The following is a 26,653-nucleotide window of genomic DNA, read 5'->3' on the forward strand; positions in this document are numbered from 1 at the left end:
AATGGGCCCCGTTTCTGCCCAGATTTTCACAAACCAACTGTCGGTGGCCGTATTGGCCATCAGAGAATCAGGGTTAAATCGTGCGCCCCAAAAACCAGCTGTGCCTATGCCTCCACCAAAAGGTCGTGTGGCCAGATAGCGGGCAAAGGTTTTCTGGTTTTCCAGCCGTACACTAAGCGACTTGTTATTAGGATCTAATGCCGTTCGCATTCGCCTTACCTGTTCAACACCCTGAAAAAGAAAGGTGTATTTGAGTATGACAAACACAATGATCATGGCACTAAAGCCGGCTATAAGTATTTTAAAATTCTTTATGAGTATGAGGTATGCAATACCTCCGGCCAATGGCACGGCCAAAGCCCCTCTGGTTCCTGAAATGGCAAAGCCCAACAAGAATACAATGGCAAGAACAAGGTATTTTATTTTCTTGGCTGTGGGGTAGGGACCCATGAACAGAATACCGCACATAAGGGCCATCATGGCCTGCGATGAGCCAAAACTCCCCGCATCAGAGTAGAAGGAGAAGACCCTCAATACCCCATGCAATACATGCTCTTCATGATGGTTTTCGGCATAAAGCCAGTGATGTTCCGCTGCATCTACACCCAGTATTTGCTGCTTAAAGCCCCAAACCGTACCAATTAGAGAGAATAGTATAAGGGCGTTAAAGAATTGATCCATGTCTTTCTGCTTTCTGAAAAAGAGAAAGACCAGGGGTACCGTAAGTGCCTGATAAAAGCCAATTCCGCGCATGGCATAAAACCAGGCAATGAGCCCGTTGCCACTGGGGTTTACGATTTCAAGAGCCAGAAAAAGCATCCAAAAGCTGGTGAGGGCCACAATCGGGTTTTTGGCGTGTTTCCAGTTGGGTTTAATGGATTTATTGAGAATTATACTTAGCCATGAAAGGGCAAGCAGTATGTCTACCGTGAGTCCCCAGGGGCCGGGAACATATCGGGTAATTCCGGCCGAAAAGAAAGCCATAATGAGTGTTCCCCATACGCCAATCTTGGGTCGGTTCCATATGTAGGAAACTACCACCAGGCCTACGGGTAGCCCTAGCAGTAGCATGCCACCAATGAGGCCTATAAAGTGAATAAGTACAAAACTAAGCCCCAGGATTGCTAGAATAATGAGCCATCCTAATGGAGTGCCAAAAATGGCTGCACCCTTTGGAGTATAAACGTTTTGTGGATTATCCATGAATACAAAAGTGCAAAGGCTTTAGGCCAATTTGGTCTGTACTCGTTCAATGGATGGTATGCTTCGGTGAATAACCGAAAAGAGCGTTAAGCGGAAAGTGCTTCGGCAAACTGCCGGGCTCTATGTTCCCAGGAGTTTTGTTTGGCAAACTCAATTCGTTTTTGGGTTTTTAGTCTGGTGTTGTACCGCAGGGCTTTCCGAATGGCCTTTACAAAACCATCTTTGTCAGTGGCTATTTCGGCCACTTTTTCAAAGTCGGAAAGGTCTGAGAAATCGGTGCAAACTACGGCTTTTCCCATGGCCAGGTATTCATTGATTTTGAGTGGGTAAATGGCTTCGGTGAGTTTACTCTTTACAAATGGAATGAGGCAAACATCAAAGGCCTGAACTTTTTCGGGCAATAGTTCCTGAGCCACTGCGCCCAGCATTTTCACATTGGCCGGTAGTTTTGGCAAAGTGGTTTTCACCGGTCCGTAGAACTGAAATTCAAACTCGGGCAGGGCCTGAGCGCAATGTGCAACCAGATCGAAGTCAATCCGGCTATCAATGGCTCCGATGTAGCCAATCGTAGAGCCGTTGCTTTTCTCTTTGTGTGGGGCTAGAAAGAGGTCCAGATTTACCCCGTTGGGTATAAACTGAATCTGTTTGGCCAGCTCTGACTTGTTTCTTTTTAATACACTACTGGTGCAAATCACCTCATCGGCCAATGGCATAAAACGTTCTTCATAGGCTGCTCCATGTACTCCCGACCATTCGGTAGCGGCAATTTCATCGTAGCAGTAATAGACTGTTTTAAGCGGAGCGAAGTATGAACGGCAGTAGTAGCCATAGACGGGATTAAAGGCGTTCACCAAAGTATAAGAATCTACTGCTGATCGCTGTAGCTGTTTTTTGATGCTCCTGCCAATGACCCAGGCGTTTAGCCGGGCCATTGCCTTAAACAAACCTTTGTGCTTAATCCAGTTGATGGGCAGTATAGGGGGAGTTGAGATTACCTCAATGGCTCCCTGATTTGTGGTGAAAGTACGTGTTCTTCTGCTTAAACCTAAAATTTGTTTAACAGGAGCAAATTTATTGAAAAACAGATCCTTAAGTGTGTAGTGATAGTCTATCATTATTACACGATGGTCTGCGCTTAATTGCTTGAGCAACTCAATGGTAGACTTAATATAGGGGGTGTCCCAAGCCGGAAAACTATGACAAACGATCACTTTTTTCATATGGAGTTAGTTTTAAAACCTGTGGTTAACACTTGTTTTACTCTGGCTCTCAGCCAGCTTCTTTTCTTAGGTATTTCGCCAATTACTTCTTCCATTACCTCGGCAGTCACTGCGTTGATAAATAGTAGGGGTTTTTTATTGGCAAGCTTGCGGTATATCTTCAATACATGTTTGTCTGAGGCCATCCATCTTCTGTTGGCACGGGCTACGAGTACATGCACATTGCCACTGGCTACTTCTTCTTCCGAGTATGGGTTATGCAGAATAGAAGGAAGTTCTTTGAAAATGAACTCAGGATTTTCACCCGAATTGAGATAGGGGAAGTGCTTCTCTAATTGCTCAATAATGTAGCTTTTACCCTCTGCCGCTTCGGTACTAAAGAAAATTACGGTCTTTGGTTCTTTTACCCCTTGTGCATTGGCTCTTAATTCCTGGACAAAGAGGTTAAGGGCCAATCGATCCAACGAGTCCATGTCTATGCTCTTTTGAAGCTTTTTGGTGTTTTTAGCTAATATGCCGCCTACATACAATCCGGTTTGCACCTTGGCTGTTTCCGGCTTCTTCAAAGAATTATCCATCAACTCTGAGGCAATAATGATGGCTGTAGGCAAAATGGCTCCTACTAAGAAGGCCAGAATCACCATCATCATTCGCTTAGACTTTAGCGGCTTAATGGGGTAGTAAGGCGCATCTATTACCTTAATATTGCTCGACATCATCATGCTGTACTTGTGCAGTCGAGCCTGGTTGTAGCTATGTAGGTTTTCCAGATATTCTCTTTCGGCCACATCAATTTCGCGCTCAAGTCTCTTTAGGGTAGAACCTAAGGGGGCAAAGCGGTCATAAATTCTTTCATACTCCTGCTGGCGTGCCTCCATTACGGATAGCTTGGCGGCAGACTCTTCTTTCATAATGGTGAAGTTGAGCCACTGGGTAAGCATTTCGCGAGTTTCAAGCCCATCAGGAGTTTGGCTGGTAAACAGCAAATCGTTGGCAATATTGGTCATTTGGCTTTTGAGCGAGTCAATCTGCAGGTTGAGCTCAGATTTGCGAATTACCATGGCCTGATTAGGTACGGTGTCTGCGGTTAGCTCAAGTGAAGCAAGCTCGGCACTGTACTTAGAAATGTTGCCTCGATTATTGGCAAGTTTGGTTTGCAGGCTGGCAAGTATATCGCGATCAGAGATTTCAATTTCAATTTTTGCAAGGGCCGATTTGGCTCCGGCTAGTATTTTCAACTCGTCCTGGTACTGCTTGTCTAGTTCTTCTTTGTTGCCCGAGATAAAGCGGGTTTGCTCGTAATAGTTAATGATTTTGTTGTTTACACGAAACTGTAGTAGAGCATCCTCAGCCCCTTTTAATTTTGCAGAAGATTTGTTTACAGCTTGCTCAAAGAAGCCAATTACAGAATCGCTTTGGCCTTCTTTAATTCCTTTTTGCTTCGACATGAAAATGCCGGTGAGGAGTTCGAGTGTTTTCTGGCTTATATACGGATCTATTGAGGTGTATTCCATGCGAATCATGTCGCTGTTACCTTCGCGGGTCACCACCAGGTTTTCCAATTGCTCAATGCCAAAGAAATCGTTCTTGGAATTAGCAATCAGGTATACTTCGTTGAACTGATCGGCTTCTCTCATATTTACCAGTTTCTGATAAATTGAGATTTCTGTATCCTGATCAGTAATATTGATTTCCAGGTTTTTCAGGGTTTGCTCAAAGTGATCTAAATTTTCTGGCAAAAGTCTTAGTACTCCTTTTTTGCGGGCCAACAGAAGGTGTGCCATTAGTCGGGCCGAGAGTTCCTTGTTGGTTTCGTAAGAGGTAGCCAGGTTGATGAGGTTTTCTAACTCGTTGTTGGTTTTGGCATAATCCACTCTGCCGCTGGCATTGCTTTCGATACTGTAACCTGATATGAGTCCCGTATTGAGGAGCGTATGAGTGGAGTACTCTTTCTTACCGTCTTTGGTGCTGTAGAAGACCAGGAAGGCGAGGAGTATGGCGGTTCCGGCTATAAAGTGGAAGTACCTTACTATAAGTCGTACGATTTCTACAATGGTCATGACTTACTTGAGTATATCTTCTCCAACAATAGTCTTAAGGGTAGTGTAAGCCAACCACGCTTCGTTTTTGGCTTTTTCAAACTCCATTTTTGAGGAGTAAAGCGATTCCATGGCCATTCGGTACTGCTCAAGGGGAAGCTTACCGGCTTTGAAGTAGCCTTCAGCCACTTCCAGGGCCATTTCGTTCGATTGTACTACTTCTACCTGAATTTCAACCGCCTTGATGAAGTGCTTCAGGTTAGAATAAATTTTTATGATTTCTTTTTTAATGAGTTCTTCTTCTTTACCCTTCAGATGATCCAGCTTTTCCTTTTCAAGCGCCTGAAGCTTGATTTCGTTTTTTCTTGAGCTCACCTCGGTAAAGGGTAGTCTAATGTTAAGACCAAGGTTGTAGGTTACATTCTGACGGCTCAGGTAAGTAAGTCTTGTACCGCTTTGATCGCCCGTAAGCTGATCGGCCACAATGCCGTTACCATAATTGACACCTGCTGCCACCGTGATGTGCTGCAACCACTTCTTTTTGTTGATCTGTATTTCCTGATCGGCCTGTAGCTGAGCCACTCCAAGAGCTTTGATAGCCGATGACTGTTGCATGGCCACAGCAATAAGTTCTTCTACGGGTCTAAGGTTTTCTACCTTGAGCTGGGTGGGGCTCTGAGCCATGGCCACCCACTGAAGGCCGATAAGAAGGGCGAGTATGCTAAGTGTCTTTTTCATGGTCTTATTCTGTTTTTGCCATTTTCTTACCGAAGAGTGATTTCACTTTGTCGATCACCTGGCTCATTCCGTCTTTCTTCATGAATGGCCGCTCAATGACCCGGTAAAAAATGATACTACTAAGTAAGACCATAGCGAGCGCAATGCTCAGGCTTATCGTTAGACCTAAGAAATATGTCGTTGAATAACCGATTTTGGCGATGAATGAATAAAACAACTCCAAAAGGGGTAAATGGGTAAGATAGATGGTATAGCACATGCCACCGATGACAGGAATCCACTTGAAAGAAAGAATTTGTGGAATAGAGCGCCCTTTGAGTGTACTAAGGAAGAACCCACAGAGGGCAACCGAAAAGAGCAGTGCTTTTTCCATATCGTCTGTCCAGGTAAACATCATAATGGCAAAGGAAATAACCCCAAGTAGATCATAAGCTCTGTGCTTGGCTGCCAACCAGTTTTTGGAGTGCACAAACAAGTCGGCTGCAAAAAGGCCAATGAGAAAGTGTTGTAATTGGCCCAACAAGCTTGCTCTGAAGGGTTGGAACTGCCAGCCTAAAAGATGCTGTGCTACAATGAACAGGGCTGTGAAGCCAATCAGCATTAGGCGTCTTTTAACCACCGTTTTTATACTGAAGTAACCGATGGCTAGAAATGGAGCGAGTAGATAATATTGTATTTCTACTTCCAGCGACCAGGCGACAGGATTAATGATGGGAAAATCGGCATATACTATATTGTGCACGTAGAAAATACTGCTGAAGTAATGGCCAGCGAGTTGTTCAAAGGGGATATTGCTTTTAAGGAAGAGTACGAGGGCAAACAAACTCATCCAGAAGATGTAGGGAGGTTCGAGCCTCTCCAACCTTCGGGTAAAGTATTTTTTATAACTAAAAGGGCCATTGCTGCTACCTTTGGCAAAAGGCAAGGCCAATACAAAACCGCTCAGGGCGAAGAAAATCATAACACCTATGGCTCCTCGGCTAATCAGGTAACTCACTTGTTCGGTAGCACCTTCCAGATTGTGTTCGCCATATACGTACCTGAGAAATCGTTCGTTGGCATGGAGAATTACAACAGGCAGTATGGCTACAAATCGTATTCCGTCAACAAATGGAAGATAAGCTCTGCCCGAATTGGGTCTTTTTAGATTTTTGAGAAGCCATTGCATGATTACACATTTTCGGTTTGGAAGGCCGCCAGGGGCGTCTTTATTAATATTTTAAGATCCATCCATAAATTGTAATTCATGGCGTACTCTATGTCTAGCTTCACTCGGTTTTCCGGGTCTACATTTTCTTTGCCGCGTTCGGTTACCTGCCATAAGCCGGTAAGGCCAGCAGGACCGAGGAATCTGCCCACTCGTTCGTCAGTGGTAAGTTTTTCTGCTTCATAAAGCGGTAGAGGTCTGTTGCCTACTACCGACATATCGCCCTTAAGAATGTTGAAAAGCTGAGGTAGTTCATCGATGCTGGTGTTTCGGATAAACCGACCTATTCGAGTAATGCGTGGGTCGTTCTTAAATTTTACGAATGAATTGCTGTTGTCTTGAGATTTGAGATCTTCAAAGCGATCCTTTTCGCTATACTTTTCATCAGCAATTACAATCGGGTCATCGGCATGCCATGCAATAGCATGTCTGTTCAAGGCACGCTCTTCCAACTGGTTGTCTTCTGCAACTCCGTACTGGTTAAGGTGCTTCATTTTCTCAACCAATCGGTCGGCATCAGTTCTCATAGAACGGAACTTGTAGAACTTGAAGATCTTGTAGTTTCGACCTACCCGGTATGAATAGTAGAAAATGGGCCCTTTCGAGTCGAGCCTGATGGCCAGTGACACGATTATCAGGATGGGGCTAATAAGTAGAATCAGCGTTCCCGCAAAGAGGATATCGAAGATTCGTTTGACGATAAATGTGGCTCTTTTGTTCACGGTTTTTGTGTTTTTCGTTTAATCAAAAATAATTTAAGCCTGAGGCCATGACGGTTTTATTAGATGACTGACCGGTAATGGCAGATGAATGCCCTTCTCTGTCGGTAAATGAAAAATGAGGGTGATTGGAGGCGGTGCTGTGCAATTGGTCATTTTGAGATGAGATTGCTGGCTTTAGACCTTTCGGGAGAACTACACTAGCGCCATTTCGGGCTGTGTCAAACCTTTCTCTGGTACCACTTCTTGTAGCTGTCTTCGGCTGTCCGATTGGCAGGGAAGCCGTTGCATACCATGAAGCTGAGACATACTGGCACTGCGTGGAGAACCTTGTTTGACCCAAACCAGGATGCATAGCATAAAAAAGGGCCGCTCAACTGAGCAGCCCCAAAAAACACAAACTAAACCGACACTTACTTTTTGAATAGTTTTCTTCTGTTTCTGTAGCCATCTCGCTCTTTGTACCAGTCCATATAGCTATAGCCATAGCTTTGGGCCCAGTCTCTAAACCGAAGGTGGCCTTCTCTAATATCTATTTTCTCCGTAGGATAATCGAAGCTTTCAGGCAGGTGAATAGCCCACGGCAAATCTGTTTTGGAACGGTAATAGACTCCGGCATCCGGATCGGAATTATCGTCTAAGGTTCCAAAGTATTCTGAGTTCACCAGATTGGTTGGTTCATAGCCGGGCAGGTGTACTTCACGTCCACGGTCTTGTCCAATAATCAGAAATGGATTGTAAGGAGCTGTGCCAATCTCTGAATAAGCCTTTGGGTTGGTCAGCTGAGTTTGTATGGTCAAAACTTGAGGTTCCAACTCTTGTGCTCCGTCTTCAGTATTTACAAACCCTGAAGTAGAAAAGAGGTCGTGTACACTGCTGGTTACTATAAACACCGCATTGTCTTGTCCTTGCTCAGTGCCGTTTCCATTCAGCTTTATGTTGGCATTGTTAATCAACTGTCCGGTGCTGGAACTAACGTCTCCAGGCAGCAGCTTGGTGGCAAAACCAAAGCCGTTTCGGTAACCAGCTCCAATGGCTCTCACCTTAAACTTAGACTCCATTTCTACAACCTTATTATCCGCATTCAGAATGTGCTTGAACTGATAGTCAATCACCAGGTCGTTAAAGTCGTAGTCTCCATAGTTTGGCCAATTGTCTTCAAAGGCAAAACTGCCAAAGGTAGAAGATGAAGGGTAATAGCTGGAGTAAGCTTTATTGGCATCATTAGGGAATTCGTCCAACACATCGTTGATTCCGTCACCGTCAGAGTCTAATGTGCCTGGCTTATCTACCGGGCTCACATTAGTGGTGCTAATAGCGGTGGGAGGGTTAGAAGTTACAAACATAATGGCATCGTTAAAATCCTGATCGCACCACAGGTATTCCCGATTCACATCTTCAAAGCCCAGTAAAAAGAGCTCGTTTTCTTCGTCCCAAAGAAGCACATTGTGTTGTCTAAGCGCAGGATCGCTCTCAGGATTCAGGTCTTTATCGGCAAATACCAGATAATCATAGCTTTCAGAATTCCAGCCATTCCATCCGTCAGCCAAAAGTACAAGCCCAATGGAAGTGCCGGGTTCAAAGCGTCCGAGATTAATTTTATCGCCTGATCGTAATTTACCGCCCGACCCAAAATAAGACAGGTTCGGGAAGGCCACATTAATTACATCAATATCGTCTAGTGTACTGGGAGGGTTGCTCGTAGGGTAGGTGTAAAAACCAATCGCATTTCTCCATCCTGCACCCTCATGTACAAAGGTTAGCCATACATCGGCAGTTTCTACTATATCCAGAGTAGTTTTACGGCCATCAGCCAGGTAGGTAGGATGATAATCGGGAACGGGTTGTCCTTCAGGCAATGAAGAATTTATGATGTCTAATAAATCGGTACTAATCTTATCTCTTTTCTTCTCCAGGTTTTTGGGCACACCCCACCAAAAGCTATAGTTATCCATGTAGCTGAAAGTAATTCCGTTTACTGAATAGCTTTGGTTGGCAGCAGTGCCTCCCTGAGATTGTTCCTCTTTCTCTATAATGGCCGACTTAAGTTCTCCTTCGGCATAAACAACTTCTATGAGGTTGTTTTGAATGGGTACCTGAATTTGTCCTGGAATACCTACAAATGCAGATTGAACATAAACAGATTCATAATATGCCGGAAGGCTAAGATTGTCGCTGAAAGCTCCGCTGGCATTGGTAACTGCAGTAAACAACTGCTTACCAAGTGTATCTCCGTCAACTTCAAAAATGGAGAATTTTACGCCCCTAAAGGCGTTCCCTGAGGCGTCAGCCAAACTTATATCTATGGCAACCTCCTGGGTAGTGGCAAAGTCGAAATTAGTAGTTTCGTTAACCGTTTCTTCTAATTCAACAACTGGCTTTTCGAGGCAACTTTGTACCAGGAGAAGCAAAGTAATCAATGGCAATAGTTTTTTCATTGTTGTTTGCTCTGGTGAAAATTTAATTTGAATAGTGGCTTTTGGTGTTGTTGCATTAGTGTTTGGTTAACGAGCGGTTATTGGCAGAATCTAAGCCACTCGTTTCATCTTATCTTTTTGCTTAAAGCCCATGGCTGTCATAAGTCTAAGCTGCATTTCTACGGGATTAAAGGGTTTACTCATGGTATCTTTGGCTCCAAGTTTTAGGGCCTCAATGCGTTGATCACTCTTGTCCTGATCGGTCAATACAATAAGTGGAATGTTGTTTTGCTCCAGCGTGGCTATCATTTGCTGAAAGCCTTCACGCTCACGGCTGGCATTCGAATGAAAGTTGGACAGTATGGCTGCCGGTCTCAAATTCTTTTCCAGATATTCTAATGCCTCAGTAGGGGTTTCTACGGCATTCACATCAAAATTCTTGCTCAGGTAATTGATGAGGAAGAGTCTCATCATGTAGCTGTGTTCAACGATAAGTATGGTTTCCATGCGATTGTTTTTCTTCAAATCTGCCTCGTTTACAGGCATTTTTCAGGCAGAATCGATCAATGGTAGTGATTCTTCGATAACTGGTAAGCTATTACAGATTACTCTCTGTCTATGGGGGTGGGGTAAATGGCTACCAACAGTATTTAAGGTCAAAGTTCAAGTGAAATGAACTCAAAAATGCATGTACAACTAAATTTCAAAGGAATGAAAAACCTAAAAAACCTGATGTTAGCGGCACTCGTGCTATTGGTAGGGCTGTGTACAGCCTGTGATAATGAAGATGCCAACCCAGACATTTTGAATGAAGTAGCAGCCGAAGCTGAGACTACCGAACTGGATTCTGCAGCCTTTGGCAGTAGTCAAATGGAAGAGTGGACGGTGCTTGCTGCAGATGACCTGCCCCCAGCTGTTGTCGACTATGTTTCCGAAAATTATCCTTCAGAAGCCATTACCAAAGCCTGGCTAGACGAAAATGGTGGTTATGTGGTATTGCTGCAAAACAGGACAGCCCTGCGTTTTGACAATGCCGGGAATCATACTGAAACCATAGAGGAAGCCGGTAGAAGAAAAAGAAGACCGGAGATTACCGCCATAGCGACTGAAGATCTGCCGGAAGCCATTAGCCTCTATCTGGCCGATAATTATGCCGATTTTGCGATAGAAAGGGCAGGAACAGATGCCGAAGGCCAATATTATGTGAAGCTGGCCGAGGGACCACTCGTAATATTCGATGCGCAGGGCAATTTTGTGGAAGAAAGAAGTGCGCAAGACAAAAAACGAAGAAGAAAGCGCAGAGCACATGACGAAGACTGGGAGGCCATACCGACCGACTCTTTGCCGACAGCTGTTTTACGCTACATTGCCGAGCACTACCCAGACAACGAATTGGTCCGTGCCGGAACAAACAGGGAAGGGCAGTATGGAGTTGTTCTGGATTCGGCTATTGCGCTCTTGTTCGATGCCGATGGTCATTTTATTGCGGCCAGAGAACTCGGCAGTCATCACAGTAGAGAGTGGACGGCTATAGATTCTGAGAGTTTGCCCCAAAACGTGCTGGATTATATAGCCACAAATTATCCTGATGCCACTATAATGCGGGCCGGAACCAACGCGGCTGGTGAGTATGGGGTGATATTAAATGAACCAACCCTAGCACTGCTTTTTGCAGCCGATGGCTCCTTTATTGAGAGTCAACGTTATGGTCATCATGGAGGTGATAATTGTGAAAATGAAGGGTAAACTATTTATGGGTCAACGGGGCAAATGACCTCCTGATCAACCCGGCTTTGGCGCCAATAAGTTTGGAATCTACAGAACTTATTGGCGCTTTTTTTAGCCCTGTAGGGCTAAAAAAGTATGCGTAAACTCACATTAGGAGTGAAGCGTAAGAAGAATTTGGTTCGTTCAAGCACATCTACATCGCCATTCCTATTAAAATCTACCAAATAGCTTACAGCATAGGTATTGGTTCTATTCAACAGGTTGATGAAGCTAAGGCCTACTTCACCTTTCCAGTTATGTCCTTTAAACCTGTGCCAAATAGAAGCATCTACCCGGTGGTAATTTGGCAGTCTGATACTATTAGGTGCGCTAAAACGCAGTTTATATTGTCTGTCTCCCGGGTTACCCTGCCCCGGAGGTGGCGGAGGTCGTCTGTCATCAAGCCTCACATTGTCAATACTGGTATAAGGAGCCCCGGTTTTAAAGGTGTAACCCAGCGAAAATTCCCATGCTCCTTTGCTGTAGCTGCCCGACCAACCAACCTGATGTCGAATATTCAGACTTGAAGGAAAGGAATTGGGAAAAAGGTTGCTGAAGCTAACCTCAGAGTCTTGAAAGTTGTAATTTACCCACGTGCGAAAATATTTCCAGCGTTTGCGCAGGGTAAGGTCTACTCCCCAAATGCGTTCGCTGCCCTGGTTGAAGCCATCTTCGCGAGTAAACCCAAAGCCCAGATTACGCGCCAATAGCCCATCGATAGCTTTTGTGTAAATGTCCACATCCCATAACCAGTCTGCATAATTGTAGATCAACCCTATGCTCAACTGTTGGTTTTCTACTAAAGGTACAAGTTCTTCACTATCAGCTAGTAACCAGTGCTGTTCCACGGCATTAGAAAGGGTGAACTGAGATTCTTTGATCGTACTTAGATACTGATGGTAAAGACCGTACGATGATTTGAACAGCAGGTGAGAGCCCAGATTGTAATTGAGCTTAATTTGAGGACTGAAAACTGTTTTTTGCAGCGACTCGAGCAGGGTGAGTCGGCCACTGAGCACCAACTCAAAGTCTTGGTTCATTGTTAAATTCATATCGCTAAAAAAGGCGTGCACATTGGCCTTTGAGTCGATTAGCTCAGCATTGTTTTGTTCAAAGAAGTTTTGGGTATTGATGAGGTTGACAATGTCTAAATTATTGAACTGATAGCCATAACTAAGCAAATGACCCTTTCCAAATCTTTGGGTGAGTGCCACCCGGGCTTCCCAGTTTTTAACTGTGTTGCTTCTGCTTTCCGTATCGTCATCGCTGGTATCGGAGGGGTTACGCAGGTTGGTGAAAGAGTAGGCCATGGCATAGTCGGAATAAGCCATGCTAACAGCCAAGGAGGTTCTATCGGCCACCCGGTGGTTCCAGGCCAGATCGGCTCCGTAGCTATTCACCTCATGCGCCTGCTCAATGTTGATCCTTTGCTGAGGATTCATTTCCTTATAGCCAAACTGGCTATGTGCCGAAATGTAGCCAATACTAAAGTTCGATCGACTGGACGCTTCATAGTTCCATTGTAGGTTTAAGTCGCTAAAATTCAGATTGTTGCTAAAGTCGGCTACACGCAATAGCCCTTGTCTATCTCTGGTCTCGCTTTCAAAAAGCTTGCGGCCGTAAGCGTTGAAGGTCCAGGTGGGTATGGCATCGTTATACGAACGTCTGGCGGCCAGCATCAGAGAGCCTTTTTTATCCAACATAGGCAACTTGAGGAAACCATCGGCATGGGTCATATTAGTACTTATTTCTCCGCTGATTTTGTCCTCAACAGAATTTCGGGGTTGTATGGCTATTAGGCCGGCAGAAGCTCCTCCGTAGCGCACCGGAATGTAGTTTTTGTAGATATCGAGTGCCCCCACCGAAGAGGGAATGAAACTAGAAATATTGCCAAAATAATGGGCAGTATGATAAATGGGCACATTGTTCCAATAAAGCAACGTATTGTCTCTGGAACTACCCCTTATATTGATGCCGGAGGCCGACTCATCGTTGGAGCTGACGCCTGCAATAATTTGTGCTGAAAGAAGCACATCACGCTCCGAAAGACCGGGCAAAATTTCCATCTTTTGTGGTAAAATGCGAAAGCTATTGGCTTTGGGGTCAGCTACTATGCCCGGATTCAGGTATTCTTTTATCTCATAGTCATTCAATTCCAGTGGTTCCGGATAAAGGTTGAGTTTGAGGCTACTTACCGCAGACAGGGTATCTAACCAAATGCTTTTGGTTTGGTAGCCCAGAAAAAATACCTCTAGCCACTGTTCTTTTCCGGCCGGAATAATTAAACGGGCAACCCCTTCATTGTTGGCTATTTGCCCTTTGGAGGTTCCTTTTAGCCGAACGGTTGAAAAGGGTAGTGGTACTCCTGTTTCACCATCTTTAATCTGCAGTTCTATAAATCGAGAGTCTGCTTTTTTTATGACATAAAACTTATCCTTAACCCTTTCAAAGCTTAAGGGTAAATTCTGCAGCAATTGGCGGAGAGCCTTTTCCGTAGAAAGTGTTGAGTCCGGTAAAGAAGTTGTTAATCCTTTAATTTCTGCCGGATTGTAGGAAAAATAGACACCATAAGTACTTTCCAGTTGGGCCAACACCTGTTTTAAAGGCCGCTGTTCATTAGAGCTACTTTCTGCCTGCCCAAAGACCGCAGCACAACAGGTTGAGAACAGCCAAAAACTAAGGATTTTGACGGCCGCTGATCGTAAGTACTTTGTTTTGCGGGTCATAGGTATAGTCTAGTTCTGCAGCCGACAAGACGATGCGCAGAGCACTCTCTACATCATCGGTTGGGAAAGCTCCTGTAAATCTAATCGAGTCCGTTGAAATATTAGAACGGATGGTTATGCCATAGCTATTTTCTAGTTGCACAAGTGCTTCCTGAAGGGGAGCATCTTCTAATTCCACCATGTGCTCACTAATCCATAAAGGTTTGTTTTCCACCGGTTTTGTCCAGCTTTTGTGTAATACACCATTTTCTAACCGCAAGCCTTCGCCTTTTTGAAGCTGCTGTCGGGTGCTACTCCCTTCAACAGCCACTAGCCCTGAATATACCTGTACTTCCAGCACGTTTCTAAGTTGTTTCACATTGAAACTGGTGCCCAGCACTTTTATGCTACCTTCAGAGGTTTGGACTTCAAAATCTATCCCCCTGGTTACTTCAAAAAAAGCTTCTCCCCGGAGCTTCAGTTTTCGATCTTCCGCAAAATCAGAGGTTTTGTATCGCAGTTCACTGTTGGCATTTAAGGTAACCACAGAGGCATCTGGCAATGTAATGGCTAAGGTCTCACCAAAGCCGGTGTTGTGAGTGGTATACCCGGTTTGGGTGAGGTAGTATACCAAGCTTACACCAACAATAAGTAGGGCCGCAACGGCTATTTTCCAGAACGAGAAAGCGCTGGGTCCTTGCTCTTTTTTGAGCGCGTGTAGCTTTTGTAGTTCGGCCTCTACATCGTAGTCAGGAAAGCCCAGTTTGTCGGTGGCTTGCAAAATTTGCAGGTAGTCCTGTCCCTCAGGCGATTGCTCAAAAGCTATACGCTTGGCTTCCGAAAGCTTGCCTTGCAGCCAGCGATTGATGGTTTCTTCGCTATGGTGGTTGTCGCTCATTGGTGTTGTTCTACCCTTACATCCGGCCAGATGGATTTTACCCTACCTAATGTTTATATATTTTCATGAATGTCTGCTCTTAGTTTTTGGAGAGCCTTATGCATGCGTTTTTCAACCGCCTTTACACTCACCTCCAGTAGTTCAGCTATTTCAGTATAGGTAAGTTTTTCAATCCGGTTCATCAGAAACACTTCGCGCTGGCCCTCCGGTAAACTGGCAATAGCCGCCTGCACTTTTCGGTCAAATTCACTGAATTCCAGTTGATAGTGAGGAGTTTCATAATTGGTACTTTTTTGAATAAAGTGAATATGCTTGTCTTTGGTCTTCTCCTTATCAATGCTTTTAAGCATTTGGTTTTGTGCTACTCTGAAGACATAGGCTTTGGCCATGGCAGGTAGCACATTACTGCAGTTTTTCCATAAGGCAAGAAAGGCTTCCTGCACCATATCATTAGCTTTTTCAACATCCTTGTAGCGGGCATAGAGAAAATTCCGCAAGAGTGGGGCTATGCTTCTAAAGAGGGCATTGTAGATGAATTCATCGCAACTATGCTTGGCTTGTGAAAAATCCAATACGGTTTATTTTAGAGTAAGTATTGTGGTTGTTCTGGCCGGAACTTTAAAATCTTGTCCCACATTGGTGCTTTTGCCGGTGATTACATCCAGGCCAAAGGTATAGCCCCTTAACATTTCGAGGTGTTTTTTTCGTGAAATGGTGGCCTCCGTATCGTTCATATTCATAATAACCATTACGCGCTCGCGATTGGTATAGCGAAAATAAACATACACATTCTCTTCGGGTACAAAGTGTATCAGCTTGCCATTTTTAACTGCATCGCTGGTTTTTCTCCAGTTGGTTAGCTTGGTCACATAGCTATGCATGGCATTTTCTTCCGGTGTTCTCCCTTCGGCCGTAAAAACCGAGCGAGCGTCTCCCGGCCAACCGCCCGGCATATCGGCCCGTTTGGCACCATCTCCCCAAGAACCAGGCCCTGCTTTAAAGGCCAATTCCGTTCCGTAATAGACTTGCGGAATTCCTCGGGTGGTCATTAAGAAGGCGTAGGCCATTTTAAGGTTATTCAGGTTTTCGCCAAGAGTGCTGTAAATGCGGTTAATGTCATGGTTATCCAGGAAGATCACATTTTGCATGGGGTCGGAGTACAACCGATCTTGCGAAAGGGTGTAATAGAGACGCATGATGCCCGATTCCCATCCGAAGGGAGAGTTAAAGGCATCACGAACTGCAAAATGAATCTGGAAGTCCGTAACCGATGGCAGGTGAGAGTTATACCCATCATTTTCACCATCGCGATCTTTTTGCCAGTATGATTCATGGGCTACACTTTCTACCCATGATTCACCAACAATATTGAATGAAGGATAAGCCTCCAATACCTCTTTGGCCCAGCGAGCCATATAGTCCTGATAGGGGTAGAGGTAGGTATCCATTCGAATACCATCTATACCTGAATATTCTATCCACCATAAGGTGTTTTGAATAAGGTAGTCGGCTAATTGCTGGTTGCGCTGGTTCAGGTCGGGCATTTCGTTCACAAACCAGCCCTTTACCAGTCGGTCAGTGTCGTGCTGAGAGGCATAGGGATCGGAAGCTACTGTGCCACGATAGTTTGTGTTGCCATAGACGGACTGATCGTGCACCCAATCGTTGAAGGGTAGGTCCTTCATCCACCAATGCTGATCGCCAATGTGGTTGTGAATCATATCCATGATCACTTTAAGTCCTTTATCGTGGCAATCCTTTACAAAGGCTACAAACTCCTCATTGCTGCCAAAACGCCTGTCTATTTTATACATATCGGTAGCGGCATAGCCATGGTAAGCCTTGTATTCGGGAGTCTGATCGTTTTCAAAAACGGGGGTAAGCCAAACAGCCGTCATGCCCAGATTCTTTATATAATCCAGATGATCTTGAACGCCCTTAATGTCTCCTCCGTGCCTTCCGCTGGGGTCGTTTCTCCGGGCGGGTTCCAGCATTCCTTCTACCGTGTCATTGGCCGGGTTACCGTTGGCAAAACGGTCGGGCATGAGCAGGTATATTACATCTTCACTGCTAAAACCCTGATTTCTGTTGATGCTTTTGGCGCGTTCTTTCAGGCTGTAAGTAATGGTTTTGGTTTGATCTCCGTTTTTAAGGCTTAGGCTAAAACCGCCGGGTTTTACGTCAGGGTCAATTTGGAGATAAACAAACCGATAGTTGGGTGAGTCGCCTGTAATCTGTTTGGTGATTTTTATTCCCGGATGATCTACCGAAGCCTGAAACCGGCCAATGTTGGCCCCGTGAATCATGAGCTGCAATTGGTTGCTCTGCATTTGGGTATACCAAAAAGGAGGTTCTACCCGTAAATCGGTTTGCGCACTAAGAGACGAAACAAGGAGTAATAACAGAGCAAGCGGTCTAATCAGGTATCGGGTCATAGTTTTCGGTTTGTGTAGGGTAAACTAATCAATTCTCAAGATTTGAGAAAAGATATGAAGCTGAGTGGATCTAATTCACCCAATCAAACGTTTGCAATGCACCACACTTTTTTATGGCTTGCTGCCACACATACCGTCATAGAGAGGGTCAGTCACCAAAGTGCTGCTTTATTCTGTCCAGATCAATTTCTACAATAAAGTGATTATAGGAAGGAATGAGGCCATCGGGGTAATTGCGATTGCTGGTAAACACCAGAAAGCGCCTGTCCATAGAAACATAGGGACTAAACTCTTCTGCGGCTGTGTTAATGCGGTTGCCTAAAGAAACGGCTTTTGTCCATCGGCCGTTTTCGTTAAAAGAAATATACAAGTCTGTCGAGCCTTGTCCATCGGGCCTATCGGCCGAAGAAAACACAATAAACTTCTCATCTTTATCAATATAAAAGTCTCCTTCGTAGTAAGTAGAATTAATTGCTTCGGGTAACGCAACGGGTTTGGTAGCCCCTTTTTTCAGTACAAAAATATCGTAGCCTCTGTTGCCATTCTGAGCATTGAAATAGAGATTTCCATTTTCGGCAAGAGCCGGAGAACCTTCATTGCCCGGCATGTTATTTATGTGATTTAGAGGTTTGGGTTGTGTCCATTGGCCGTTTACCAACCTTGATTCGCAAATACCAAAGTCGCGACTTACTTCGCCTAAGGGGCCAATATTAGCTTGAAGCAACATATAATCTCCCTCCAGGTTCACCCAAGGAGAAGCATACTCAAACTGTTCTTTGAAAGGAATGATACTGCCCTGAGAGAAGGCACTGTCTGCATAGGGATATTGAATAATGCGAGATTTGCCATCTATGAGCTGGGTGCAAAGGCCAATGCTCAGTTTGCGATTAAAGTAGTTATTCCATTGTGGTAAATCGTTGGAGAGTGTGCCGGGGTGCAGAATTTGAGGTTCATTGTTCTGGCCGTTATCCTCTGATTTAGGTGGGTTATTATTGAAGCTGAAATAGCCGGTTGTTAAAAAGACAAGTAGTGTGGTGAGCTTTAGTCCTTGCATTGGTATTTAATTGTTTGGCGAATAACGACAGATTGAGAAAAAGTGACTTGGGTTTTTGATTAACGTTAAAAAAACTGTTTGAACGACAGTCAGGGCAAAAATGCCCATAGGCGATTCCCTTATGGCTGGTCAGAGTCAGGCAAGGGGAGTTAAGTAAAGTCCTTTATTTAAATGAACAGTGTGTTTGATTAGGAAAGCGTATTGCTTATACTGATCAAAAAATTGATGTGTTTTTCGGAAGATGTTCAACTTTGTTTGTCCTTCTGCACTTTTCTTTCCCATACTTATTATAGTTTTAGGCAGTAAACCTTAAATGCATGAACAAACTAACACTCCTCATTTCTTTGTCCCTGCTCAGTTTTTCACTGAATGCCCAGCACGATTACGGCCATATTTTATCCATGAAAGATCGTGCAGCCACCATTAACCGCCTGCTGGAAGATAAAGTTCAAAACTACCTGCCGGAAATCATGAGGCGAGAGGGTATAGACATGTGGGTGGTAGTTTCTCGCGAGTACAACGAAGACCCGGTAATTAAAACACTTTTGCCTGCCGAATGGCTGGCTGCCCGAAGAAGAACCATTCTTATTTTTTATGATCGTGGGCCGGAAAAGGGCATTGAAACCCTGGCTGTAGCCCGCTACGATGTGGGGTCTATTTTTAAAAGTGCCTGGGACAAGGAGCAACAGCCTAACCAATGGGCACGCTTTGCGGAGTTGGTCAAGGAGAGAAACCCTAAGAAGATTGGAGTGAATAAGTCGGAGTACTTTGGCTTGGCCGATGGTATTGTAGCCACCGATTATGAAGAGCTAAAAGCTTCTTTAGGCAATTGGGCCTCTCGTGTTGTTTCGGCCGAAAAGGTGGCCATTGGCTGGCTCGAAACCAGAACAGAAGCAGAGATGGCCATATATCCGCACATTGTGAGGCTGTCGCATAATATTATTAAGGAGGCATTTTCCAGCAAGGTGATTACTCCGGGAGTAACGACTACTGAAGATGTGGTGTGGTGGATGCGCGAAAAGGTAAAAGAGTTGAAGCTCGAAACCTGGTTTCATCCAACTATTGATGTGCAGCGGGCAGACCCTGAGAGTTTCGATCATCTGCGCACCTTTTCCAAACGACCAGAAAAGAACGTCATTATGCCGGGCGATCTGTTGCACTGCGATTTCGGTATCACTTACCTAAGGTTGAATACCGATCAGCAGCAGCACGCTTATGTACTGAGACCCGGAGAAACCGATGTTCCCGATTACCTGAAGAAGGCTTTTAAAAACGGAAATAGACTACAAGACATATTTACCGGTCATTTTAAAGAAGGACGTACGGGCAACGAAGTGCTCAAAATGAGTCGTGAACAAGCCATTACCGAGGGAATTAAGCCCTCCATATATACACACCCTATTGGTTACCACGGCCATGCTGCAGGCACAACACTCGGTATGTGGGACTCGCAGGGCGGGGTACCCGTTACGGGCGACTATCCACTGCATTTGAATACGGCCTATTCCATCGAACTGAATGCGGCCACCTACATTGAGGAGTGGGGGAAGGAAATACGTATAATGCTGGAGGAAGAAGCATACTTTGATGCCAGCGGAGTCCGCTACATTGATGGCCGCCAGGAAGAGATAATCATCGTACGTTAAGCAGCTTTTATGCGAATATCACTGCTTATAAGTCTATGGCTAATAAACTGCGCTATGTTAGGGCAAAGCTCAGGTAGTCTATCGGTTTTCGATTTGACTGACCAGACTTTTGAGCAGCCCGTACGACTGGAAGGAAATTGGGAGTTTTATTGGAATACTCTGGAGATAGATGGCCTGGACAAGCTGACACCTGTAGTTCTGGAGGTCCCTTCTGATTGGTATGACAACGCAGAATTGGGTTTTGCAAAAACGGGTTATGGCACTTACCGCACATTGGTGCGGATAAACCCTGGCCAGAAGGAGCCACTGGGGTTGAACATTCCGCATATTTTTAGCTCTTATAAACTATTTATAAACAGGGACTTAGTTTATGAGAGTGGTAGGGTTGGTGCAACTAAAGAAAGCTATGTGCCCTATAGAGAACCGCAGGTATTTTCATTGGCACCTACCGCTTCCGGAACCTATGAAATTATCATTCAGGTGGCCAATTATGACCATGTGAACTCTGGAATGATTTACGCACTGGAGTTAGGCAATTATGCCGACTTGCGTTATGAGCTAAATTTGCAACAAGATGTGAATTTGTTTCTGGCCGGAGGCCTCTTTATCACCGGCTTTGTGTTACTGGCTTTTTCTTTTGCTTATCAGCAGTTGGAGTGGCAAATACCCTTTTACGCATTATTCTCCATAAGCCTTATGTATCGAATGCTTGGAGCAGATCCGTATCCTTTGCATACCCTCATCAATCAGTTGCCTTTCGATTGGTCCATTCACATGGAATATGGAACCATACACACAGCAGCACTCTTTGGCGGATTGTTCATATTTTATTTGTATCCCAGACAAACCAACAAGTATCTCAAGTATATCTTCCTCTCCGGAGTGGCTATAAGTCTGGGCTGCGTGGTGTTTCTGGAGCCCATAGTGTTCACCGGTCTGCTGCAGTACTTCCTTTTCTTTGTACTATTTTATGTGGCGGTTTTCATAAACATTATTATAAAGGCCAAAGCCGAAAAGGAAATAACCTCAGGCTATCTGCTCTTCGCACTTGTGGTGGTGTTGGTTTGGACCCTCTTTCAGGTAATTAACTTTTTGAGTATTCGAGAAATACCCTATTACCTCAATGTAGCCCTGGTTTCGCTAATTATCGTGTTTTGCAACCTGGCCCTGTTCAGAACCTTTGTTCAAAAGATCAAAGCCATTGATAAGGAAGATTCGGTGCAACAGATCAATCGCAGCAAACAGACCATGCTTTCGCTCATTTCTCATGAGATTAAGACACCGGTGGCTACCCTGCAAATGAATATGGAAATGCTTCGTGCCAGCCAGGGAGCCCGACAAATGCCACCCGAGCTGATGTCTAAAATACTTCAGGGGGCTTCCGAAGCGGTAGAAGACATCAAGGAAATGGTCAACGACTTTGTTTACTTTATGAGTCGGGGAGGAGAGTCTACAGGGGTATATACTTTTGATGAGATTGCCGATCGTATCAGTCATCGATTTTCGATGGAAGTAAGACGGCCTACGCTAACCAAGGGAAAATACAAGACAGACATTACCACGCTGGAATATGTGTTGAGCACTCTGCTGAGTAATGCCCGCAAATACTCCATGAACAGCGACAGACAGCCCGAAATATATATGGCTAGTGTAGAAAAGCGGTTGGTCATTGAAGTAAGAGATTATGGTGAGGGAATGACAAAACAAGAACTCACCGAGCTTGGAAATCCCAAGATTGAACTGAATGAAAAATCTGAAGTTTCAGGTGTTGGTTTTTACCTTGCCAAGGAGTTGACACAGCTTCTCGGTCACAGCATAAATGTGGAGTCGAAAACCGGTGTAGGAACTTCCGTTAGAATTGAAATAGAACGCCATGATTAATTTACTGCTGGTAGACGATAATTTTTCGGTTAGAGATACCCTAAAAGACTTTCTCGAATTCTTTTACGATGATTTGGTTATTCACCAGGCAATGAATGGCCGGGATGCTATAGAAGAGGTTAAAAAGCACAAGATAGACATACTCATTTCTGACCAAATGATGCCCGATATGAAGGGGTCTGAGTTTATTGCCGAAGTAATAGAAACACTTAGTGAATATAAAACCTGGATATACATATACAGTGGCCAGCTGAAAGACGAACTTTCAGTAGAATTAAAAAATTACGGGGAGGTTCATATCATCGATAAATTCACTAATCCCATGTTCTTCAAGCAGATTATTGATGAGTATAAAGCAGCGCAAACTAAATAGCCTATATACACCCCAAAATGCAGAAGATTTGTCTTATTTTGGTGCCTTCAACCGATGGAAAGCAGCAAGAAAGACTTCTACAACTATTTCTCGAAAAACCTGATAAAAGGCATTCTTTATCTGGTTATACTTGTTGTACTGCTCATTCTCTTTAAAAACTATTTTCAGACCCAGTATGATACCATTGAGCATTGGGTATCTGACGATTACCTGCTGATGCTTGTCATTTTTGTGGTGTCGGAAATATTGGTAGGTATTCTGCCTCCGGAGCTATTTATGATTTGGTCTAAGGACGACCCCATAATGGTTTATACCATCATTGTAATTGTGATGGCCTTGCTTTCTATTGGTGCCGGATGGCTAAACTTTGCAGTGGGAAAAGTAATTAGCACCAAAGATTTTTTTCATCGCTGGTTCGATAAGCGACTAAAAAAGTACCAAATGAGGTACGATCAATATGGAGGTGGTTTTATCATTGTGGCTGCACTTACACCCTTGCCATACTCACTGATTTCTCTGGTCACCGGCTCAATGGACTACCCGCTCAAAAAATACCTGATTTATTCTTCCTTCAGAATACTCCGCTTTGTGGTATACGGAATCATTATTTGGCATTTAGAGGGAGTTATCTAATAGGGTTACTCATTTAGCTTGTCCAGTATACTACTCACAAGCTGTGTCCTCACAGCGTCTTTGAACAGCCCTTTGTGTAGATACAAATGGAGGCAAGGTTCAGGAATATACTTCTTGCGGCTTAAGTAAGTAACCCCAATTATCTAATGAGTAACGAGTTGTAGAGTACCCATCAATTCAATTAAGGCCGTGTTTAGTTGATGCAATAGGGCTTTAATCTTTATCTTCCCCAAAATATTCATTCATGGACCGTAGAAAATTTTTGGGTAGCAGCCTTCTGGCCAGTGCACTTTCAGTTTTCCCCCACCAGTGGAGCCGTTCTTCGACAAGGGCAGAGACTTTTCAGCTAAACTACGCGCCTCACTTTGGTATGTTCAGACATTCGGCCCCGGGAGGCGTTTTAAATGAACTCGATTTTATGGCCGAACATGGCTTTCGGTCGTTGGAAGACAACGACATGAAAAAACGCCCCTTAGAGCAGCAACGGCAGATTGCAGCGCGATTGGAAAAGCATAACATGCAAATGGGTGTTTTTGTGGCCCATACTATTTTTTGGACTGAGCCTAACCTGGCCGGTGGAAAAGCCGAGGGCAGAGAGCTCTTTCTAAAAGAAATTCAAGAATCGGTAGAGGTAGCCAAGCGTGTAAATGCTAAGTGGATGACCGTGGTACCCGGGCATGTAGACCTAAGAAAAGACATGGGTTACCAGACCGCCCATGTGGTAGAAAGCCTCAAGCGGGCCGCTGAAATTCTGGAACCCCATGGACTCGTAATGGTACTGGAGCCTCTAAATAAGCGCGATCACCCCGGTTTATTTTTGACCAAAGCGGCACAAGCCTATGAGATTTGTAAAGCCGTAGATAGTCCTTCCTGTAAAATTCTGTTCGATATATACCACCAGCAGATAACCGAGGGCAACCTCATTCCTAACATAGAGGCCTCATGGGAGGAGATTGCATACTTTCAGGTAGGCGATAATCCGGGAAGGAGAGAGCCAACTACAGGAGAAATCAATTATCTCAATGTGTTCAAACATATTCATGCCAAAGGATTTAATGGAATAATAGGGATGGAGCATGGTAACAGTCGGCCCGGAGCTGATGGAGAAATGGCCGTTATTGAGGCATACCGTAAAAGTGATTCATTCTGATGACCCGGAGCGATTGTAAGTGTGGTTTTGCAAATGCTTAGAATGAATATAGCAAAGGGAGAGGGGGAATTCCAAATCACCCTTTCACCCTCAGTATTTAAAAACCATCAGTGAGCAGCGTATTTATCGGCTCAGTTCAGTTTTTGGGCAATGGCTTCAACGGTTTTCTTACTGTTACCTATAAATATTTCGCCATCAATCAGAAACACCGGACGCTTCAGAAAAGTGTACTCATTTAAGATATGCTGCTTCATTTCATCTTCAGAAAGTTCTTTTTCATGAAGCCCAAGCAATCTGTATTTTCTGGCCACCTTACTAAAAAGGCTTTCGTAGCTTCCGGCAAGAGCTCTCATTTCACTAAGCTGGTCGGGTGTAATTGGTTCGTTTTTAATGTCTTGTGTTTCAAAACCTGACAAATCGAAACCATCCATAATGCGCTTACAGGTATTGCAGGTAGAGAGGTAGTAAACTTTTCTCATCTTTAATTTTATTTGTCCTTTTCCAATAAAACGGCCAAAATTATCCGTTCCGAATCAATTTTGGAAAACTTTCACTTGTATGTTTTGAACAAATCATCTTTCTTGTGACGCTGTAAAAAATAACTAAACTACTAAACTGAGGGAGAGAGGTTGCTAGCCTTTCTTAAACTAAAAATCAAAAAAGACCATGAAAAGACTATCTAGAGTTGTTTTAGCCGCTGTTTGCTTTGCCTTCGTATCTGTTGCCTCTATGGCACAAGATGAATTGACCGATCAGGATTACAAAGATTATGCAGTGATTCTTCTAGCTCAAAAAGCAATCACTGACAAAATTAGCCCAATGGTGAACGATCTTATTGCAAGACAAGAGGGTATGACCGGCCAACGATTTCAAGAGTTGAGGTCTAAACAAGGCGAGCCGGCCAAAGATTGGGAAAAGCAATTCTTAAACCTGGTGAACAAAGAAATTAAAGAAAAGCAACAGGCTGCCACTAGTGTAGTAACTACATTGGCTAAACATAGCTTAGGTGCTTCAAAATATAACGCTGTTAAAAAAGCTTACGCTCAAGGTGGCGATGCTAAGGCCAAAGTAGATGCTTTCATGGCCGATTTAGTAGAAAAGCCTTAATCAACCTTAACATACTAAAAACGAAAAGAGACTGCCCCAAGGCAGTCTTTTTTTGTGTCCAGTCCTTACTTGGAACCCATTGGCGCTTTATTCCATACAGGCAGTACGTTTCATTTTTAAACCATAAACCGCTTCAATTCGTGGTCTTTTTTTACGCATTCCATAATAATTGAATAGGTTTGTCTTTATTAGAAGAAAATACCATTCGCTTGAAGATTAAACACTGGCAAATCATTTTTCTATGCCTATGCCTTTTGGCTCCCGTAAGCGGCCATGCGCAACTTTTCAAGAAAAAGAACAAAAAGAAGAAGAGCGAAATTCAAGGCTTTGTGCTGGAAGAGGGAGTGACTCCGGAAGAGCGCCAAAAAGCTCTGGAACGTCAGTTAGTGAGCCCTGTGCGCAAAATGCTCAACCGATTCAATTTTCAGATTGAAAAGAGCTATGGCTACTTTGCCTATCATAATCCGCTGGAGGGAATTTCAGTAATCCGAAACCCCAGAAATGACCTTTTATACCTGGTGCCTCTTGGAGAAGAAACCGGCACCAATCTACCCGCAACAGGATATACTAACTGGTTCAATCGTTTGGAAACCACAACCGTTGATTATATAGACGATGACAGTCAGATTGTACGCACCGATACGGCAAGCTTTGCATACAGCAACTCAGGCCGATACAATCCGCTTACGTTGCGCGTTTCTCTTAGTCTAAAAAAATTAGACAGAGGACATTTTGAACGAACAGGAGAGAAGCGCTATCTGGACGATGACCTGATCCGAGTAGGGGGAGGTATTGGCTTTGGGGCAATGAAATTCAGGCATCCCTCTTCAGAGCAAGATGTAGATCCAATACTCAGGCGCTACAGCCTTCCTGAAACCAAACTATCCACCACCAAGCTTTTTGGCTCTGTAAGCTATAACTTTTACTCGCTGGGCGATTTTTCCATGTTGGCCGATGTGTATGGCGGAGTGTGGAAGATAAAAGCTTCACAGGTAAATAAGGAACAGGTAACTTACGATCCCTTCTTCAATGTGGGGCTCATGTTTCAAACCACCTTTTCCAAATACTTTAAAGGCTACATAAGACCTTCGTTTGAAATGCGGTCCTATACCTTGGCCGATGACGCCATCAGTATGCCGCACAAGTTCACCATGTTTAGCATAGACCTGGGGCTTTTGCTCAAATACCCTACCTATCCGCGCAACCGGTACGTGGCCAATCAGGTGCAAATGGAGCATGTTTTCAACGGAAAAATGTATCGGGGAAGGCCATTTTATAAAAAGCAAAACCCACGCTACGGTCAAAACCGGGTAAGGCGAAAACCCGGAGGCTCATTCTTTCCAATCATCAAACAAAAGAAGTCGAAAAAAGGCAGCGGAAAAGGCAATTAAACCCTTGGTTTTTGCCCTGTCGATCGGATATTTTTTGGTATCTTGCCGCCTTAATCAAACGGACTTTTTA

22 protein-coding genes are annotated in these 26,653 nt (G+C 44.3%); 8 read left to right on the forward strand and 14 right to left on the reverse strand.

All coding sequences use genetic code 11. The annotated features are described in order from the left end of the window. The 8 genes from B3763_RS18215 to B3763_RS18250 form a co-directional block, all read right to left on the reverse strand. On the reverse strand, positions 1-1,203 hold a 1,203-nt coding region (locus B3763_RS18215), incomplete at its 3' end, for an O-antigen ligase family protein (RefSeq protein WP_286748291.1). Between the two features lie 86 nt (positions 1,204-1,289). After that, the gene (locus B3763_RS18220) at positions 1,290-2,423 is read right to left on the reverse strand and encodes a glycosyltransferase (protein WP_286748292.1); all 1,134 of its coding nucleotides are present in this window, start codon (positions 2,421-2,423) and stop codon (positions 1,290-1,292) included. Then, positions 2,420-4,483: a GumC family protein gene (locus B3763_RS18225; protein ID WP_189631334.1), complete on the reverse strand. Its 2,064-nt coding sequence runs from the start codon at positions 4,481-4,483 to the stop codon at positions 2,420-2,422. Before B3763_RS18225 ends, B3763_RS18220 begins: the two co-directional genes overlap by 4 nt. Positions 4,484-4,486: 3 nt before the next feature. Next, on the reverse strand, positions 4,487-5,200 hold the full coding sequence (locus B3763_RS18230) for a TolC family protein (RefSeq protein ID WP_189631333.1): 714 nt from the start codon (positions 5,198-5,200) through the stop codon (positions 4,487-4,489). Positions 5,201-5,204: 4 nt separating this feature from the next. Next, positions 5,205-6,368 carry an acyltransferase family protein gene (locus B3763_RS18235; RefSeq protein WP_286748293.1) on the reverse strand — a complete coding sequence of 388 codons (1,164 nt, stop codon included), beginning with the start codon at positions 6,366-6,368 and terminating at the stop codon, positions 5,205-5,207. A 2-nt stretch (positions 6,369-6,370) separates the two neighbouring features. Next, positions 6,371-7,129 (reverse strand): sugar transferase, encoded by a 759-nt coding sequence (locus tag B3763_RS18240; RefSeq protein ID WP_189631331.1) that lies wholly within the window; start codon positions 7,127-7,129, stop codon positions 6,371-6,373. A 410-nt stretch (positions 7,130-7,539) separates the two neighbouring features. Then, complete coding sequence (locus tag B3763_RS18245; RefSeq protein ID WP_286748294.1) at positions 7,540-9,564, reverse strand: LruC domain-containing protein; 2,025 nt, start codon at positions 9,562-9,564, stop codon at positions 7,540-7,542. 90 nt (positions 9,565-9,654) lie between these two features. Further along, complete coding sequence (locus B3763_RS18250; RefSeq protein WP_189631329.1) at positions 9,655-10,068, reverse strand: response regulator; 414 nt, start codon at positions 10,066-10,068, stop codon at positions 9,655-9,657. 186 nt (positions 10,069-10,254) lie between these two features. On the opposite strand from B3763_RS18250, the gene B3763_RS18255 reads away from it, so the two are divergent. Next, entirely contained in the window at positions 10,255-11,289 is a 1,035-nt protein-coding gene (locus B3763_RS18255; RefSeq protein WP_286748295.1) for a PepSY-like domain-containing protein, read from the forward strand. 107 nt (positions 11,290-11,396) lie between these two features. Here B3763_RS18255 and B3763_RS18260 read toward each other — a convergent pair whose 3' ends face one another. From B3763_RS18260 to B3763_RS18280, 5 genes are all read right to left on the reverse strand, one after another. Continuing rightward, on the reverse strand, positions 11,397-14,036 hold the full coding sequence (locus tag B3763_RS18260) for a TonB-dependent receptor (protein WP_286748297.1): 2,640 nt from the start codon (positions 14,034-14,036) through the stop codon (positions 11,397-11,399). Beyond that, positions 13,987-14,913: a FecR family protein gene (locus B3763_RS18265; RefSeq protein ID WP_286748299.1), complete on the reverse strand. Its 927-nt coding sequence runs from the start codon at positions 14,911-14,913 to the stop codon at positions 13,987-13,989. Before B3763_RS18265 ends, B3763_RS18260 begins: the two co-directional genes overlap by 50 nt. Positions 14,914-14,966: 53 nt before the next feature. Next, on the reverse strand, positions 14,967-15,485 hold the full coding sequence (locus tag B3763_RS18270) for an RNA polymerase sigma factor (RefSeq protein ID WP_286748301.1): 519 nt from the start codon (positions 15,483-15,485) through the stop codon (positions 14,967-14,969). 6 nt (positions 15,486-15,491) lie between these two features. Continuing rightward, on the reverse strand, positions 15,492-17,348 hold the full coding sequence (locus B3763_RS18275; RefSeq protein ID WP_286748302.1) for a glycoside hydrolase family 13 protein: 1,857 nt from the start codon (positions 17,346-17,348) through the stop codon (positions 15,492-15,494). A gap of 148 nt (positions 17,349-17,496) precedes the next feature. Then, positions 17,497-18,402, reverse strand: coding sequence for a PD40 domain-containing protein (locus B3763_RS18280; protein WP_189631324.1), 906 nt, complete (start codon positions 18,400-18,402; stop codon positions 17,497-17,499). Positions 18,403-18,719: 317 nt separating this feature from the next. On the opposite strand from B3763_RS18280, the gene B3763_RS18285 reads away from it, so the two are divergent. The 5 genes from B3763_RS18285 (at position 18,720) to B3763_RS18305 (ending at position 24,085) form a co-directional block, all read left to right on the forward strand. After that, a complete protein-coding gene (locus B3763_RS18285; protein ID WP_286748303.1) occupies positions 18,720-20,048 on the forward strand; it encodes a M24 family metallopeptidase in 1,329 nt (442 codons plus the stop codon). A gap of 9 nt (positions 20,049-20,057) precedes the next feature. Continuing rightward, positions 20,058-21,929 carry a sensor histidine kinase gene (locus B3763_RS18290; RefSeq protein WP_286748304.1) on the forward strand — a complete coding sequence of 624 codons (1,872 nt, stop codon included), beginning with the start codon at positions 20,058-20,060 and terminating at the stop codon, positions 21,927-21,929. After that, entirely contained in the window at positions 21,922-22,302 is a 381-nt protein-coding gene (locus tag B3763_RS18295; RefSeq protein WP_189631321.1) for a response regulator transcription factor, read from the forward strand. Before B3763_RS18290 ends, B3763_RS18295 begins: the two co-directional genes overlap by 8 nt. A 54-nt stretch (positions 22,303-22,356) precedes the next feature. Further along, positions 22,357-22,935, forward strand: coding sequence for a YqaA family protein (locus B3763_RS18300; RefSeq protein WP_189631320.1), 579 nt, complete (start codon positions 22,357-22,359; stop codon positions 22,933-22,935). Between the two features lie 244 nt (positions 22,936-23,179). Further along, a complete protein-coding gene (locus B3763_RS18305; protein WP_286748305.1) occupies positions 23,180-24,085 on the forward strand; it encodes a hydroxypyruvate isomerase family protein in 906 nt (301 codons plus the stop codon). Between the two features lie 131 nt (positions 24,086-24,216). Here B3763_RS18305 and B3763_RS18310 read toward each other — a convergent pair whose 3' ends face one another. Then, complete coding sequence (locus B3763_RS18310) at positions 24,217-24,564, reverse strand: arsenate reductase family protein (RefSeq protein ID WP_286748306.1); 348 nt, start codon at positions 24,562-24,564, stop codon at positions 24,217-24,219. Between the two features lie 187 nt (positions 24,565-24,751). Between B3763_RS18310 and B3763_RS18315 the strand changes: the two genes are divergently transcribed. Together B3763_RS18315 and B3763_RS18320 are read left to right on the forward strand one after the other, a co-directional pair. Then, entirely contained in the window at positions 24,752-25,192 is a 441-nt protein-coding gene (locus B3763_RS18315; protein ID WP_189631317.1) for a hypothetical protein, read from the forward strand. A gap of 209 nt (positions 25,193-25,401) precedes the next feature. After that, complete coding sequence (locus B3763_RS18320) at positions 25,402-26,583, forward strand: hypothetical protein (RefSeq protein WP_286748307.1); 1,182 nt, start codon at positions 25,402-25,404, stop codon at positions 26,581-26,583. The last annotated feature ends 70 nt before the right edge of the window (positions 26,584-26,653 follow it).

The sequence above is a fragment of the Roseivirga sp. UBA1976 genome (genome assembly GCF_002336325.1).
Classification (GTDB): Bacteria; Bacteroidota; Bacteroidia; order Cytophagales; family Cyclobacteriaceae; genus Roseivirga; species Roseivirga thermotolerans.